15 protein-coding genes and 1 tRNA gene are annotated in these 14764 nt (G+C 71.8%); 9 read left to right on the top strand and 7 right to left on the bottom strand.

Going from position 1 to position 14764, the window contains the following annotated elements:
• The first annotated feature begins 89 nt into the window (after positions 1-89).
• The 3 genes from ID804_RS08635 to ID804_RS08625 all read left to right on the top strand — a co-directional run bounded on the left by ID804_RS08635 (position 90) and on the right by ID804_RS08625 (position 2463).
• A complete protein-coding gene (locus ID804_RS08635) occupies positions 90-893 on the top strand; it encodes a DeoR/GlpR family DNA-binding transcription regulator (protein WP_169079431.1) in 804 nt (267 codons plus the stop codon).
• A 60-nt stretch (positions 894-953) separates the two neighbouring features.
• Complete coding sequence (locus tag ID804_RS08630) at positions 954-1886, top strand: aldose 1-epimerase family protein (protein ID WP_211161154.1); 933 nt, start codon at positions 954-956, stop codon at positions 1884-1886.
• Between the two features lie 160 nt (positions 1887-2046).
• Entirely contained in the window at positions 2047-2463 is a 417-nt protein-coding gene (locus tag ID804_RS08625) for a hypothetical protein (protein ID WP_211161155.1), read from the top strand.
• A gap of 17 nt (positions 2464-2480) precedes the next feature.
• Here the strand turns inward: ID804_RS08625 and ID804_RS08620 are convergent.
• Positions 2481-2553 (bottom strand) — tRNA-Lys (locus ID804_RS08620).
• Positions 2554-2674: 121 nt separating this feature from the next.
• On the opposite strand from ID804_RS08620, the gene ID804_RS08615 reads away from it, so the two are divergent.
• The 6 genes from ID804_RS08615 to ID804_RS08590 all read left to right on the top strand — a co-directional run bounded on the left by ID804_RS08615 (position 2675) and on the right by ID804_RS08590 (position 7233).
• Entirely contained in the window at positions 2675-3307 is a 633-nt protein-coding gene (locus ID804_RS08615) for a DNA-directed RNA polymerase subunit beta (protein WP_169079433.1), read from the top strand.
• Between the two features lie 690 nt (positions 3308-3997).
• Positions 3998-4468: a cupredoxin domain-containing protein gene (locus tag ID804_RS08610; protein ID WP_169079435.1), complete on the top strand. Its 471-nt coding sequence runs from the start codon at positions 3998-4000 to the stop codon at positions 4466-4468.
• Between the two features lie 112 nt (positions 4469-4580).
• Positions 4581-5261: a hypothetical protein gene (locus ID804_RS08605; protein ID WP_169079437.1), complete on the top strand. Its 681-nt coding sequence runs from the start codon at positions 4581-4583 to the stop codon at positions 5259-5261.
• 96 nt (positions 5262-5357) lie between these two features.
• The gene (locus tag ID804_RS08600; protein WP_169079439.1) at positions 5358-5774 is read left to right on the top strand and encodes a hypothetical protein; all 417 of its coding nucleotides are present in this window, start codon (positions 5358-5360) and stop codon (positions 5772-5774) included.
• Between the two features lie 53 nt (positions 5775-5827).
• Positions 5828-6427, top strand: a complete 600-nt coding sequence (gene sigK / locus ID804_RS08595) for an ECF RNA polymerase sigma factor SigK (RefSeq protein WP_169079441.1) — start codon at positions 5828-5830, stop codon at positions 6425-6427.
• On the top strand, positions 6424-7233 hold the full coding sequence (locus ID804_RS08590) for an anti-sigma factor (protein WP_169079443.1): 810 nt from the start codon (positions 6424-6426) through the stop codon (positions 7231-7233). The genes sigK and ID804_RS08590 overlap by 4 nt, the downstream gene beginning before the upstream one ends.
• A 68-nt stretch (positions 7234-7301) precedes the next feature.
• Here the strand turns inward: ID804_RS08590 and pstB are convergent, their stop codons facing one another.
• The 6 genes from pstB to ID804_RS08560 all read right to left on the bottom strand — a co-directional run bounded on the left by pstB (position 7302) and on the right by ID804_RS08560 (position 14720).
• Positions 7302-8081 carry a phosphate ABC transporter ATP-binding protein PstB gene (gene pstB / locus ID804_RS08585; protein WP_169079445.1) on the bottom strand — a complete coding sequence of 260 codons (780 nt, stop codon included), beginning with the start codon at positions 8079-8081 and terminating at the stop codon, positions 7302-7304.
• 26 nt (positions 8082-8107) lie between these two features.
• A complete protein-coding gene (pstA, locus tag ID804_RS08580; RefSeq protein WP_188219184.1) occupies positions 8108-9205 on the bottom strand; it encodes a phosphate ABC transporter permease PstA in 1098 nt (365 codons plus the stop codon).
• A gap of 2 nt (positions 9206-9207) precedes the next feature.
• Positions 9208-10167, bottom strand: a complete 960-nt coding sequence (gene pstC, locus ID804_RS08575; RefSeq protein ID WP_169079447.1) for a phosphate ABC transporter permease subunit PstC — start codon at positions 10165-10167, stop codon at positions 9208-9210.
• A gap of 143 nt (positions 10168-10310) precedes the next feature.
• Positions 10311-11402, bottom strand: coding sequence for a phosphate ABC transporter substrate-binding protein PstS (locus ID804_RS08570; protein WP_317451232.1), 1092 nt, complete (start codon positions 11400-11402; stop codon positions 10311-10313).
• A 169-nt stretch (positions 11403-11571) separates the two neighbouring features.
• Positions 11572-12531 carry an NUDIX hydrolase gene (locus ID804_RS08565; RefSeq protein WP_169079449.1) on the bottom strand — a complete coding sequence of 320 codons (960 nt, stop codon included), beginning with the start codon at positions 12529-12531 and terminating at the stop codon, positions 11572-11574.
• Entirely contained in the window at positions 12528-14720 is a 2193-nt protein-coding gene (locus ID804_RS08560; RefSeq protein WP_169079451.1) for an RNA degradosome polyphosphate kinase, read from the bottom strand. Before ID804_RS08560 ends, ID804_RS08565 begins: the two co-directional genes overlap by 4 nt.
• Positions 14721-14764 lie beyond the last annotated feature (44 nt).

The raw sequence follows: 14764 nt of genomic DNA, 5'->3' as shown, positions 1-14764 counted from the left end.
CCTTGCGAACTCGCAAGGCGTACGCTTTCGATATCGACGACTTCCGAAAGCTTCGGCGGTCGCATCCGGCGACGAGACCGAGAGAGAGGATGCCCGTGGCCGACTCCGCCCCGCTGCGCCGCGAGCGCGCCGCCGCCTCCATCGCGCGGCGCGGGTTCGCCCGCGTGACCGACCTGGCGCGCGAGCTCGGCGTGAGCGAGGTGACGGTGCGCACCGACCTCGCGGCGCTCGAGGCCGAGGGCCGCATCTCGCGCATCCACGGCGGTGCGATGCCGCGGGGGCTCGTCGCCGAGCGCGAGTCGAGCCTCGAGCAGTCGCGCACGCGGCTCGCGCGCGCGAAGGAGGCGATCGCCGCGGCGGCCGCCGCCGAGGTGCGCTCGGGTGAGAGCGTGCTGCTCGACGTGGGATCCACCACCCTCGCGGTGGCGCACGCGCTCGTCGCTCGCACCGACCTGAGCGAGGTCGTCGTCGTGACGAACGGGCTCGCGGTGGCGCTCGCACTCGAGCCGGCCATCCCCCGCTTCACGGTCGTCGTGACCGGCGGCACGGTGCGCTCGCTGCAGCACTCGCTCGTGAACCCGCTCGCGACGACGCTGCTCGACGACGTGCGGGCCGACCTGGCGATTCTGGGCGCGACGGGCGTGCATCCGGTGCACGGGGTCACGAACGTCAACCTGCCCGAGGCGGAGGTGAAGCGTCGCATGGTCGCGAGCGCCGCGCGGCGCGTGCTCGTCGCCGACTCGTCGAAGCTCGGCCAGGCGCACCTGGGCCGCGTCGCCGGCCTCGACGAGATCGACGAGCTCATCACCGACACGAATGCCGATGAGGGGGATGCCACGGCGCTGCGCGAGGCGGGGCTGCGAGTGAGAGCGGTCTCACCCCGTCGCCGCTGACCCGCGCGCCGGAGCCGCCCGGCCGCCCGCTCGACCGCGCCCGCGGCTAGTCTGGCGAGCGTGACCCGCATCGCAGCCCCCACCGGTGAGCAGTTCCTCTTGCGGCACGACGGCGCCCACGGCACCGTCGAAGCCGTCGTGACCGAGGTCGCCGCGACGCTGCGCACCCTCACCGTCGACGGGCACCGCCTCGTGCACGGCTTCGCGCGCGAGCAGCCGGCCGCCTTCGGGCACGGCATCGTGCTCGCCCCGTGGCCGAACCGCGTGCGCGACGGGCGCTGGATGCACGAGGGCAAGCCTCAGCAGCTCGACATCACCGAGGTCGAGCGCGGCAACGCCATCCACGGCCTGCTGCGCAACACCAGCTACCGCGTGGTCGAGAAGTGGGACGACTCGGTGACCCTGGGCGCCGCGATCGTGCCGCAGCACGGCTGGCCCTTCCACCTGTGGACGACCGTGCAGTACGCGCTCACCGGCAACGGCATCCGCGTCACGCACTCGGCGACCAACATCGGCACGCACGCCGCCCCGTTCGCGGTCGGCGCGCACCCCTTCCTCCGCGTCGGCGACCACCCCGTCGAGAGCCTCACCGTCACTGCCCGCACCGTCGAGCACGTCATCGTCGATGACCGCCTGAACCCGGAGGGGCTCGAGCCCGTCGCCGGCACCCGCTTCGACCTCTCGAGTGGCGTTGCGGTCAAGGATGCTCAGCTCGACGACGCCTGGCGCGTCGAGCCCGACGGCGACGGCGTCATCCGCACCGTGCTCTCCGCGCCTGACGGCACCGAGACCGAGCTGTGGCAGGGGCGCGAGTGGGAGTGGCTGCAGGTCTTCGTCACCCGCATCTTCCCCGGCCCCGACGGCCCCGAGACGGCGATCGCGGTCGAGCCCATGACGGCTCCCGCCGACGCCCTCAACTCGGGGCTCGGGCTGCGCTGGCTCGAGCCCGGGCAGTCGTGGTCGGGCAGCTGGGGCATCTGCCGGCCCGCGTAGGGCATCCGCCGCCGGTCGTCGCGGGGCGCGGCGAGCACAGCGGATCCCCGAACTGGGGGCACGAGCGGTCTACCCGCAGGTGCCGCTGTCTGGTGGGATGAACGCGAGGCCGCGCGCCGTCCATCGGGGGAGGGGCGCGCAGGTCGACTCAGGGGGAATCATGCCTAAGACCGCGGTAATCGCGATCGCGTCCGTGCTCGGCGTCGGCGCCATCGTGGGCGTCGTGCTCGCCGGCCCCGCCCTCGGCGACAGCCTGTTCGGCGCGTCGACGGCGCAGACCTCGGCGACGGGGTCGGGCCCCGGCGCGGTGGAGTTCCCCGTCAACGAGAACGGCGAGACCTACGGCAGCGCGATCGGCAGCAGCGTGCCCGACCTGCTGGCCGCCCCGACCGACGACGGCACGCTCGGCTACGTGCGCGTGAGCGAGCTCGAGCTCGCCCGCAACGTGGCGGGTTCCGTCGAGTCGGGCGAGCGCGTCGTCGACGTGTACGCGAGCGACGGCACGACCGTCATCGGCCAGTTCACCGTCACGGAGGACATGCCCGGGCCGCGTGCCGGGATGGACGACGAGGACTGACGCCTCGTCGTGCTGGGTGGGCCCCGTGGGGCTCGAACCCACGACCCGCGGATTAAAAGTCCGCTGCTCTACCGACTGAGCTAGAGGCCCGCGGCCTCCAATCTACCGCGCGCGCCGTCGGCGACCGGATGCTCGCCGCGGGTCATTCGAGCCCCCGCGTCGTGCCGCTCCCGTCGAGGGGCGCTCAGCGGCCGCGGGTACCGTGGAGCGCATGGCCGAGCGACACCACCGCCCCGTGCGCGTGCCGAGCGCCCACTTCGAGGCCTACGAGGGCGGGCTCGACCCGGCCGTCACGCTGCGCATCGCGCACGACAGCGCCCGCGCGCTCGTGCACCGCGTGCGCGCGAGCGACGACCCCGACCTCATCGAGCGCATGGTCGCCTACACCGACGAGCACGGGCTCGACACGCTCGCCGAGCTGTGGTCGCGCGCGGGCGCTCGCTCGCTGCCCGGCGCCCTGTGGCGGCTGTCGCTGCTGCGCGCGCTCATCCGGGCCGACCCCGCGGGCACGGCGCTGCTCTTCCAGCGCGGCAGCGAGGTGCTGCAGACGGCCGACGTCGTCGTCGCCGGAGCCGAGGCTCCCACCGGCCCCGACCAGATCCGCGACCTCGCCGACCAGGTGCTGCGCGGCGCCTACGTGGGCGACTTCGCCATCGCGCTCGAGCGCGCCGCTGCCTTCTGCCGCACCGCGGCGGCCGGCGCCGCCGACCTCGCCGACGACGCCGACACCGCCGTCGACGACGCGCGCGCGGCCGACCTCACGACGCGCGCCGCGCGGCTGACCTCGTCGGCGCGCGACTTCGCCGCGTGCGCGCGCCTCGAGCGGGCCGGCGACCTCGACTAGCGCCCGAGCTCTCCCGTCGGCGCCGCCCGATGCGCAATGCAGGAACCCGGGCGGGCCTGGCCCCGCACACACCCGCGTTCACGCTGCGTGACCGCAGCGGCTCCTGAGTTGCGCATCAAGCAGCGCAGATCGTCGAGCGCGGGCGCGCTCCCCTCACGCCGCGCGCTGCGCTCCGACCCGCTCACCCCGCTCCGGCCCCTGCGATCTGCAGGAGTTCCCTCATCCTTTGCAGCGCGCCGCCCACGAGATGCCCCGATGACTGGTCGAGACTCCTGCAGATCGCATCGGCGCTGTACCGAATGGGCAAACGAGCACGCGCCGATCGAGCGCATCCCGGACCCTGGCAATCCCCGGAATGCCGCGCCCGACCCCGCCGTTAGACTCGTCAGTGCCGGTCCGCAGTAACCCCGGGCTCCAACTTCAGCCGCTTCGAGCGGCCACGCGCCGAGAGGCGTTCTGCGGGCCGGCACTTCTGCGCCTGGATGCTGCGCTCGCGCCAACCGCAGCCCCCGGCCCGAGCATCCGCCGCCGCGCCGCGCCGCGCCCCGTGCCTCGCCCCGCCGCGTCGCACCCCGCCCGCTCCGCCGAACGGAAGCCCCCACCGCGCCCTTCCCGCCCCGCGTACCTGAGAGTCCGCCGCACACCGCCCGCAGACGCAATCCGCCCGCGCCCGGCCACCGAACCCCTTGCATGTCACCCACTCGGATCCTCCGCCCGGGCACACCGCTCGCCGGCCTGCTGCTGATCCCTGCGGCTCTGCTCGTGCTCTCGGGATGCGCCACGGCGCCGACCGAGGGCGCTCCAGAGCAGCAGAGCACGCAGCAGCCGTCCGACGAGCAGCTCACCCCGGGCGAGAACGAGGTGATCACGATCGGGCTGCGGTTCATGCCCGAGACGATCACGGTCCCCGTCGGCACCACGGTGACGTGGCGCAACGGCGAGACCATCGGGCACACGATCACGTCGGGTGCCTGGGGCGACGTCAACGAGAGCACGGGCCTCCGGGGCTCTCAGTCGGCCGACGGGCTGTTCGACCACGCGCTCGCCCCCATGGGCGAGGAGGGCGACAGCTTCTCGTTCACCTTCGACGAGCCGGGGGAGTACCCGTACTTCTGCGAGCCGCATCTGACCATGAACGCCATGGTCATCGTCGAGGGCTGAGCGACGGATGCCCGGGCCGCGTCGTCAGGCGCGCCCGACTCCGCGACCGCACCATCCGCAATCGCACACCGAGCACCACTCACCAGCACCTCACACCTCGAAGGAGCACACCATGCGCACCACCACTGCTTTCGCCGGCCTCGGCCTCGCCGCCGCGCTCGTCCTCACCGGCTGCTCGGCCGCCTCGGAGGAGACCGCCGAGGAGCCCACGATGAGCGAGGAGGCCGAGGCCCCCGTCATCGACACCGTCAACAGCGACGGCGCGAACCTCCGCGCGCAGCTGACCGCGCTGCTCGCCGACCACGTCTACCTCGCCGGTGCCGCGATCGACCAGGCCCTGCAGGACGGCGGCGACCTCACCACCGAGCAGGTGGCGGCCGCGGTCGCCGCGCTCGACGAGAACTCGGTCGAGGTCGCGGCGCTCGTCGGCTCGGCCTACCCCGACGCCGAGCAGCCGTTCCTCGACTCGTGGCGCTCGCACATCCCGTTCTTCGTGAACTACACGGTCGCGAAGGCGACGGGTGACCAGGCCGGTGTCGACCAGGCCGTGGCTGACCTCGGCGCCTACGCGGTGTCGTTCGGCGAGCTCATCAACTCGGTCGTGCCCGAGCTGCCGGCCGAGGCCGTGCAGGCCGAGCTCGAGATGCACGCGCAGACGCTGCTCGCGGCGATCGACGCGAACATCGCGAACGACCCGGCCTACTTCGACCTGCTCAAGGAGGCCGCGAGCCACATGCCGATGACGGCGACGGCGCTCGCCGGCGGCATCGCGCAGAACCTCGAGCTGCAGTAATCGCGAGGCTCCGGCAGTGATCACGGCCGGCGGAGGGCGCCCCCAGGCTCCTCCGCCGGCCGTTCCCGTTCCCGCTCCGACCCGAGAGGCCCGCTCATGCGCATCGGTCGCTGGCTGCTCACCGCGACGCTCGCCGTCGCCCTCATCGTCAACGCGGTCGTGCATCTGCGGCTCGCGGCGCCCTTCGACGCGATCGTGGGCTCGCTGCTGAGCCAGGGCGACCTCTTCCGGGTGCAGGCCGCGGCGAACCTCACGACGGTCGCGCTCGTCGTGCTGGCGCGGCGTCGCTGGGCGGATGCCCTGGCCGCCGCCCTCGCGATCGCCGGCGCCGCCCTGCTCGTGGTGTCGTCGCTCGTCCCGATCGATCTGACCGGGCTGGGCCTGCCGCTGCTCTTCGAGCCCGCGTGGTACCAGGAGAAGCTGACGGCCCTCGTCGCCCAGCTCGTGGCGGCGGCCGCCGCGCTCGCCCTCCTCGCCCTTCGCGGGGCTCGCTCCCGGGGTGATCGGGGGTGACGGTGCTCGCCACGCGACCGGTCCGCTCCGCGCGCGATCAGCATCCACCTGGAATGCTGGTCGTCGTGACTACCGATCCCGAGGCCGCGGTCGACGAGCTGACCGCCCCCGACGCCGCGAACGCCCTACTGCAGCGCGTGGCCGCGGGCGACCAGCGGGCGTTCAGCGACCTGTACGACCTCATCGCCCCGCGCATGCTGGGTCTCGTGCGCCACGTGCTGAAGGACCACGCGCAGTCGGAGGAGGTCGTACAGGAGGTGCTGCTGGAGGTGTGGCAAACCGCGGCGCGCTTCGATCCGAATAAGGGTCGTGCGGTGACGTGGATGCTCACCATGGCCCACCGCCGAGCCATCGACCGCGTGCGCAGCGCGCAGTCGAGCCGCGACCGCGACACCCGGGTGGGCATCCGCGATCTCGACCGGGAGTTCGACTCCGTGGCCGAGAACGTCGAGATCCGCGTGGAGCACGAACGAGTGGAGAAGGCATTGTCTCGATTGACCGACCTGCAGCGGCAGGCCGTCGAGCTGGCCTACTACGGCGGCTACTCGCACAGCGAGGTGGCCGAGATGCTGAGCGTGCCGATCGGCACGGTCAAGACGAGATTGCGCGACGGCATGATCCGCCTGCGCGAGGAGATGGGGGTGGCATCATGAGCCGCTCTGAGTCGCGCCCCGGCGCTGACGACACCCGAGACGACTTCCCGTACGACGAGTTCGCCGACGTGACGACCGAGCTGGCGCTCGCGCTGCCGCCCGTGCAGCCGTCGGCCGAGCTGAAGGCTCGGCTGATGGCCCAGGTCGCGCTGACGCCGCAGCTCCCGGCCGAGACCGACGCCGACGAGACCGGCGCCGACGCGACCGGCACCGACGCACCCGCGGCCGAGGAGGCCGCGCCGACCGCCGGTCTCGCACCGGTGACGCCGCTCGCCCCGCTGCCGACCCCGGCGACGGATGCTCCGCTCGCCTCGCCGGCGGCCGAGCGCGCCCGCCTGCGCTGGTTCCAGCGCCCGGTGGTGACGCTCACGGCGGCGGCGGCCGCGGTGGCCCTGTTCTTCGGGGGAGTGGTCACGGCGAACCTCCTGCAGCCCGGCCCCGACGACGCCGCGCAGCAGCTCGCCGCGATCGTGGCGGCGCCCGACGTGCAGACGGTCGCGGCGCCGGTCGCCGATGGCGGCAGCGCGACGCTCGTCAGTAGCGAGTCGCTGGGGCTCTCGGCCATGGTCTTCGAGGGTCTGCCCGAGCTCGACGCCGACGAGGCCTACGCGCTCTGGTACATCACCGACGGCACGCCGACCCCGGCCGGTCTGTTCACGGTGAGCGGTGACGGCGAGGGCGAGGTCGTGCAGGTGCTCGACGGCGCCTTCGAGGCCGGCACGATCGTCGGCGTGACGGTCGAGCCGGCGAGCGGCAGCCCGGCGCCGACGACCGAGCCGATCGTGGCGATCCCGACGCAGGCCTAGCGCCAGGAACGACGAAGGGGCCCCGCGGGCGAGTCGCTCACGGGGCCCCTTCGCGTGTGCAGCGCGATCTATCCGAACTTGCCGGAGACGTAGTCCTCGGTGGCCTTGACGCTCGGGTTCGAGAAGATGACGCTCGTGTCGTCGTACTCGATGAGCTTGCCGGGCTGGCCGGTGCCGGCGATGTTGAAGAAGGCGGTGCGGTCGCTCACGCGCGAGGCCTGCTGCATGTTGTGCGTGACGATGACGATCGTGTATTCGCTCTTGAGCTCCTCGATGAGGTCCTCGATCGCGAGCGTCGAGATGGGGTCGAGGGCCGAGCAGGGCTCGTCCATGAGGATGACCTCGGGCTCGACGGCGATCGCGCGGGCAATGCACAGGCGCTGCTGCTGACCGCCGGAGAGGCCGGAGCCGGGGCGGTCGAGGCGGTCCTTGACCTCGTTCCAGAGGTTCGCGCCGCGCAGCGACTTCTCGACGAGGTCGTCGGCGTCGCTCTTGGCGATGCGGCGGTTGTTGAGGGTGACGCCGGCGAGCACGTTGTCGCGGATCGACATCGTCGGGAAGGGGTTGGGCCGCTGGAACACCATGCCGACCTGGCGGCGCACGAGCACGGGGTCGACGCCGGGGCCGTAGAGGTTGTTGCCGTCGACGAGCACCTCGCCCTCGACGTAGGCGCCGGGGATCACCTCGTGCATGCGGTTGAGGGTGCGGATGAACGTCGACTTGCCGCAGCCCGAGGGGCCGATGAAGGCGGTGACGCTGCGGGGCTCGATGACCATGCTGACGCCCTCGACGGCCTTGAACTTGCCGTAGTAGACGTTGAGGTCGTTGACTTCGATGCGCTTGGACACGTGTGTGCGATTCCTATTCCGGTGGGTCAGCGGCCGAGCTTGGGGGCGAAGATGCGGGCGACGAGGCGCGCCACGAGGTTGAGCAGCATGACGATGAGGATGAGCGTGAGCGCGCCGGCCCAGGCGCGGTCGAGGAAGGCCTGGGTGTCGACGCCCTGGTTGGCGTACGAGGTGTACACGAAGACGGGCAGCGACTGCATGCGGTCGTTGAACAGGTCGTAGTTCATGCTCGTCGTGAACCCGGCGACGATGAGCAGCGGGGCGGTCTCGCCGATGACGCGGGCGATGGCGAGCATGATGCCGGTGGTGATGCCGGCGATCGAGGTGGGCAGCACGACCTTGAGCACGGTGAGCCACTTGGGCACGCCGAGCGCGTAGGCGGCCTCGCGCAGCTCGTTGGGCACGACGCGCAGCATCTCCTCGCACGAGCGCACGACGACGGGGATCATGAGCACCGAGAGCGCGACGGCCCCGGCGAAGCCCATGCGCACGCCCGGCCCGAAGAAGATCGCGAAGAGGGCGAAGGCGAACAGGCCGGCGACGATCGAGGGGATGCCCGTCATGACGTCGACGAAGAACGTGATCGCGCGGGCCAGCGGGCCGCGGCCGTACTCCACGAGGTAGATCGCGGTGAGCAGGCCCACCGGGATCGAGATGAGCGCCGCCGTGCCGGTCATGAGCAGCGTGCCGACGACGGCGTGGATGGCGCCGCCGCCGTCATCGGTGACGTTGCGCATCGAGGAGGAGAAGAACTCGACGTCGAAGCGGGCGAGGCCGTTCGCGATGACGGTGGCCACGAGCGAGACGAGGGGGATGATCGCGACGACGAACGCGCCGGTGACGAGCGCGGTCACGAAGCGGTCGGTGGCCTGGCGGCCGCCCTCGACCTGTCGGCTGATGACGACGATCATGACGAGGTAGATGAGCACGCCGACGAGGCCGGCGCCGATGGCGTTGAAGCCGTCGGTCATGCCCGCGACGGCGAAGAGCCAGAAGACCGCGGCGGAGACCGCGAGGCTCGCGCCGAGGATGATCCACGGCACGCCGCGGCCGAGCCGGCCGTGACTGAGCTCGTTGGTGGGCGCGCTCGCGGTGCGCGAGCGTCGCGCGGAGTCGATGGCCACGGTCAGTTCGCTCCTGAGAAGTCTTTGCGGCGGTTGACGATGTAGCGGGCGATCGAGTTGACCGCGAGCGTGATGAGGAAGAGCACGAGGCCCGTCGCGATGAGCAGGTTGACGTTGATGCCGTAGGCCTCGGGGAAGCTGAGCGCGATGTTGGCGGCGATCGTCGAGGGGTTGGTCGACTGCAGCAGCGCGAAGGTGACGACGCCGGTCGGCGAGAGCACCATGGCGACGGCCATCGTCTCGCCGAGGGCGCGGCCGAGGCCGAGCATGGCGCCGGAGATGATGCCGGGCCGGCCGAAGGGCAGCACCGCCATGCGGATCATCTCCCAGCGCGTCGCGCCGAGGGCGAGCGCGGCCTCCTCGTGCAGCACGGGCGTCTGGAGGAAGATCTCGCGGCAGATGGCGGTCATGACGGGCAGGATCATGACGCCGAGCACGATCGCCGCGGTGAGGATGGTGCGGCCGGTGCCGGAGACGGGGCCGGCGAAGAGCGGGATGAACCCGAGCGTGTCGACGAGCCACGAGTAGCCGGGCTGCACGGCGGGGGCGAGCACGAGGATGCCCCACAGGCCGTAGACGACCGACGGCACCGCGGCGAGCAGGTCGACGAGGTAGCCGAGGCCCTGCGCGAGGCGGCGGGGCGCGTAGTGCGAGATGAACAGCGCGATGCCGATCGCGAGCGGCAGCGCCATGACGAGGGCCAGTGCGGCCGACCAGAGCGTGCCGAAGACGAGCGGCCAGATGTAGTCGACGATGCTCGCGGGCGACCCGCTGAGGTCGGCCGGGTCGGCGAAGAACGCCGGCAGGCTCTGCCCGACGAGGAAGAAGGCGACGGCCGCGAGGATCAGCAGGATCGCGACGCCCGAGTACAGGGCCGATCCGGAGAACAGTCGGTCGCCGAGTCGCTGCTTGGCGACGATCGCGACCGGGGCCTGTGCCGCGGGGGTGGCCGTGGCGGTCATAGGTCGAGCTCCTTCTGGGGCAGGGGAGTCATGCGGGCTTCTCACGACGATGGCCGCGATCACGTGGTCGCGGCCCTAGTCTGACGGCCAGCGGGTGCCGGAGCAACATGGGCTCCGGCACCCGCCTTCCGTCACGGGTGCTGCTAGCTGATGACCTCGATCGCCGCGGTCACGCGCTCGAACAGTGCGTCCGAGATCGGGGCCGAGCCGGCGCCCTCAGCGGCGGTCGCCTGACCCTCCGGCGAGGCCATGTAGGTGAAGTAGGCCTTCACGAGCTCGGCCTGCTCGGCGTCGTTGTAGGTCTCGCAGCCGACGAGGTAGGCGACGAGCACGATCGGGTACGCCGCGGTGTCGGGCGTGCGGTCGAGCTCGATGCTCAGGTCGAAGTCGGGGCGGCCCTCGACGAACGGCGAGGCGTCGACGACGGCGGCCGCGGCCTCGGGCGAGAACGGCACGAACTCCTCGCCGATCTGCACGGCGACGGTGCCCAGCTCGCCGGCGCGCGAGGCGTCGGCGTAGCCGATGGTGCCGGTGCCGTTGGTGACGGCGTCGACGACGCCCGAGGTGCCCTGGGCGGCCTCGCCCGAGTCGAGCGGCCACACGCCGTCGGCCTCGTAGGTCCACACCTCAGGAGCGGCCTGCGCGAGGTAGTCGGTGAAGTTCTCGGTGGTGCCCGAGTCGTCCGAGCGGTGCACGGGCGTGATGGCGAGGTCGGGCAGCTCGACGCCCTCGTTCAGCTCGGCGATGGCCGGGTCGTTCCAGTTGGTGATCTGCTCGGCGAAGATGCCGGCGATGACCTCGGCGCTCATGTTGAGCTCGTCGATGCCCTCGAGGTTGAAGATCACGGCGATCGGCGAGATGTAGAGCGGCAGCTGCACGATGCCCGAGTCGGGGGCGCACGAGGCGAAGCCGCCGGCGGCGACCTCCTCGTCGTTGAACGCGCGGTCGGTGCCGGCGAAGTCGCTGCCGCCGCCGAGGAAGGTCTCGCGGCCAGCGCCCGAGCCGGTGGGGTCGTAGTTGACGGTCACGCCCTCGTTGATCGTCTGGAACTCGGCGATCCAGACCTCCTGGGCCGCGCCGACGGCCGACGAGCCGGCGCCGACCAGGGTGCCCTCGAGCGCGACGGCGCCCTCGGTCTCCTCGGGGGCCGCGCCCTCGTTGGCGGCGCAGCCGGTCAGCACGAGAGCGCTGGCGGCGATGAAAGCGGTGAAGCCGCTTGCACGCGTGATGTTCACTGTGTTCCCTTCGGGGATGGTGACGGGTTTCCGCGGCGCAAGGGGGGCCGCGCGTGCCTCACGCTAGGAAGCGCTGGTGACCACCGTCGCCCGAGCGGGTGAACGGAAGGTAAACGACCGGCGACGGTTTGGGCATCCACCCCATGGTCGGCCGCGCCCCGAGCGGGCGTCAGACGGGCGCTTCGTGCGTCTCGACGGCGACGAGCCAGGGCCGGTCGCTCTCGAGCGCGAAGTGCAGCACCGAATAGTCGCCCGTGCCGAGGCTCGCGCTGCGGCGCAGGTCGCGGGTGACGCTCGAGACGCCGCCGAGCTCGGCGGCCGCCTCGATGATCTGGGGGATCACGGGGCCGTGCGAGCACAGCACCGACGTGCGCCGCTTTGCCAGGCGCTTGGCGACGACGCGGCGCACCGCCTCGCCGTCCGCGCGGTAGGCATCCTGGCTGAGGGATGCCGTGACCCTGATGTCGAGGCCCGTGACGGCGGCCGTCGGCGCGATCGTCGACAGGCAGCGCGCGGCCGTCGAGGTGACGAGCTTCTCGGGGCCGTACGCGGCGATGCCCCGCGCGACGGAGGCCGACTGCTCGATGCCGCGGTGCAGCAGCGGCCGCGTGTGGTCGGGGCCGTCCCACTGCTCGGGCGGCATCGCCTTGCCGTGGCGCAGCACGACGAGGGCGAAGGTGCGGGCGTGGCCGGCCTCGACCTGCGCGGCGAAGCGCTCGAGGATGTCGGCGTCGTGCTCGTAGGTGAGGTGCTTCGCCGCCTTCGCGAGCGGCACCCACTCGAGGGCGAGGATCTCGCCGTTGGCCTCGTAGCTGTGGCGCTCGGCGGCGCCCGGGTCGACCTCGGCCGACCAGTAGTGCACGACCTTGGGGCGGCCGTTCGGCAGCGTGTACTCGACGGTGCCGAGCGGGGCGCCGAGGTCGACGGCGAAGCCGGTCTCCTCCGCGATCTCGCGCGCGGCGGTCTCGGGCAGCGTCTCGCCGGGGTCGACCTTGCCCTTGGGGATGGTGACGTCCTTGTGCTGCGTGCGGTGCACGAGCAGCACGCGCACCTTGCCGTCGACGAGCTTCCAGACGACGGCGCCGGCGGCGTGCACGGTGCCGGTGGGGCCGGCGGTCGTGCCGCTCATCGGGCCGCGCTCGCTCGGCGGCGGGAGGCGACGGTGCTCATGACGACGTTCTGCATGTCGGCCAGGGGTCGCCCCTTCTCGTCGAGGTGCCGGCGTCGCCATTCGCCGTCGGGGCCGAGCGCCCACGCGGTCGTCGCGTCGCTCATGGCGAGGTCGAACAGTGCGTCGATCTGCGCGAGGTGCAGCGGGTCGGTGAGGCGCACGAGGGCCTCGACGCGGCGGTCGAGGTTGCGGTGCATCATGTCGGCGCTGCCGATCCAGACCTGCGGGTCGCCGCCGTTGCGGAAGGCGAAGATGCGCGAGTGCTCCAGGTATCGCCCGAGCACGCTGCGCACGCGGATGTTCTCGCTGAGCCCCTCGCGCCCCGGCACGAGCGCGCAGATGCCGCGCACGACGATGTCGACCGGCACGCCGGCGGCGCTCGCCCGGTAGAGCGCGTCGATGATCGCCTCGTCGACGAGCGAGTTCACCTTGATGCGGATGCCCGACTCGCGCCCCTCCTTCGCGGCGGCGATCTCGTTCCTGATCGCGCGGAGCAGCCCGCGCCGCAGGTAGCGCGGGGCCACGAGCATCCGCTTGTACTTCTTCTCGATCGCGTAGCCGCTGAGCTCGTTGAAGAGCCGCGTGAGGTCCTTGCCGACCTGCGGGTCGGCGGTGAACAGCCCGAGGTCTTCGTAGATGCGGCTGGTCTTCGGGTTGTAGTTGCCGGTGCCGACGTGCGAGTAGTACTTCAGTTCGCCGTTCTTCTCCTGCCGCACGACGAGCGCGAGCTTGCAGTGGGTCTTGAGCCCGACGAGCCCGTAGACGACGTGCACGCCCGCCTTCTCGAGCTTGCGCGCCCACTCGATGTTGTTCTGCTCGTCGAAGCGCGCCTTGATCTCGACGAGCGCAAGCACGGCCTTGCCCGCCTCGGCGGCGTCGATGAGCGCCTCGACGATGGGGCTGTCGCCGCTCGTGCGGTAGAGCGTCTGCTTGATGGCGAGCACGTTCGGGTCGCGCGCGGCCTGCTCGAGGAAGGCCTGCACGCTCGTCGCGAACGACTCGTAGGGGTGGTGCACGAGCACGTCGGCCCTCGAGATGGCGCGGAACAGGTCGGGGGTGCCGTTGGGCTCGGCCGGCTGCAGCTGCAGCGGCGTCACGGGCACGTGCTTGGGGTAGCTCAGGTGCGGTCGGTCGAGCTTCGAGATCTCGAACAGGCCGCCGAGGTCGAGCGGCGCGGGCAGGCGGTACACCTCCTGCTCGGTGATGCCGAGCTCGCGCACGAGCAGCCCGAGCGTCACCTCGTCCATGTCGTCGGTGATCTCGAGGCGGATGGGCGGCCCGAAGCGCCGCCGCAGCAGCTCGCGCTCGAGGGCCTGGATGAGGTTCTCGGTCTCGTCCTCCTCGATCTCGACGTCTTCGTTGCGGGTGACGCGGAACTCGTGGTGCTCGAGGATCTCCATGCCGGGGAACAGCTCGCCGAGGTGGTTCGAGATGAGGTCCTCGAGCGTGAGGAAGCGCATCCGCCCGCTGCCGTCGTCGGGAAGCGGCACGAAGCGGGGCAGCACCTGCGGCACCTTGAGGCGCGCGAACTCCACCTTCTCGGTCTTCGGGTTGCGCACGCGCACCGAGAGGTTGAGCGACAGCCCCGAGATGTAGGGGAAGGGGTGCGCGGGGTCGACCGCGAGCGGCATGAGCACGGGGAAGATCTGCCGCGAGAACGTCTGATCGACCTGCGCCCGGTCGGCCTCGTCCAGGTCGGCCCACGACTCGATGTGGATGCCCGCCTCGTCGAGCGCCGGCTTGACGAGCGAGTGGTAGCAGAGGGCGTGCCGGTGCTGCAGCTCGAGGGCGGTGCGGTTGATGTCGGCGAGCACGTCGGCCGGCGCCCGCCCGGTGTTGGTCGGCACGGCGAGGCCCGTGACGATGCGCCGCTTGAGACCCGCGACGCGCACCATGAAGAACTCGTCAAGGTTGGAGGCGAAGATCGCGAGGAAGTTCACGCGCTCCAGCAGCGGCACGTCCGGATCCTCCGCGAGTTCGAGCACGCGCTGGTTGAAGCGCAGCCAGCTCAGCTCGCGGTCGAGGTAGCGGTCAATCGGCAGCGTGCCGTCGTCGACGCTCGTGGTCTCGTCCCAGTCGTCGAGGAAGTCGCCTCCGACGCCGCCGTCGACCTGGTACCGCTCGCCGCGCGCGTCGTCGTCCTGCATGCGCACATCATGCCAGGGCGACGTGTCGCGACAGCGACCGGAGG

Source organism: Microcella alkalica (genome assembly GCF_014595885.1).
Classification (GTDB): Bacteria; Actinomycetota; Actinomycetes; order Actinomycetales; family Microbacteriaceae; genus Microcella; species Microcella alkaliphila_B.
Note: the sequence above shows the minus strand (reverse complement) of the source record. Positions and strands in the feature narration are given on the sequence as shown.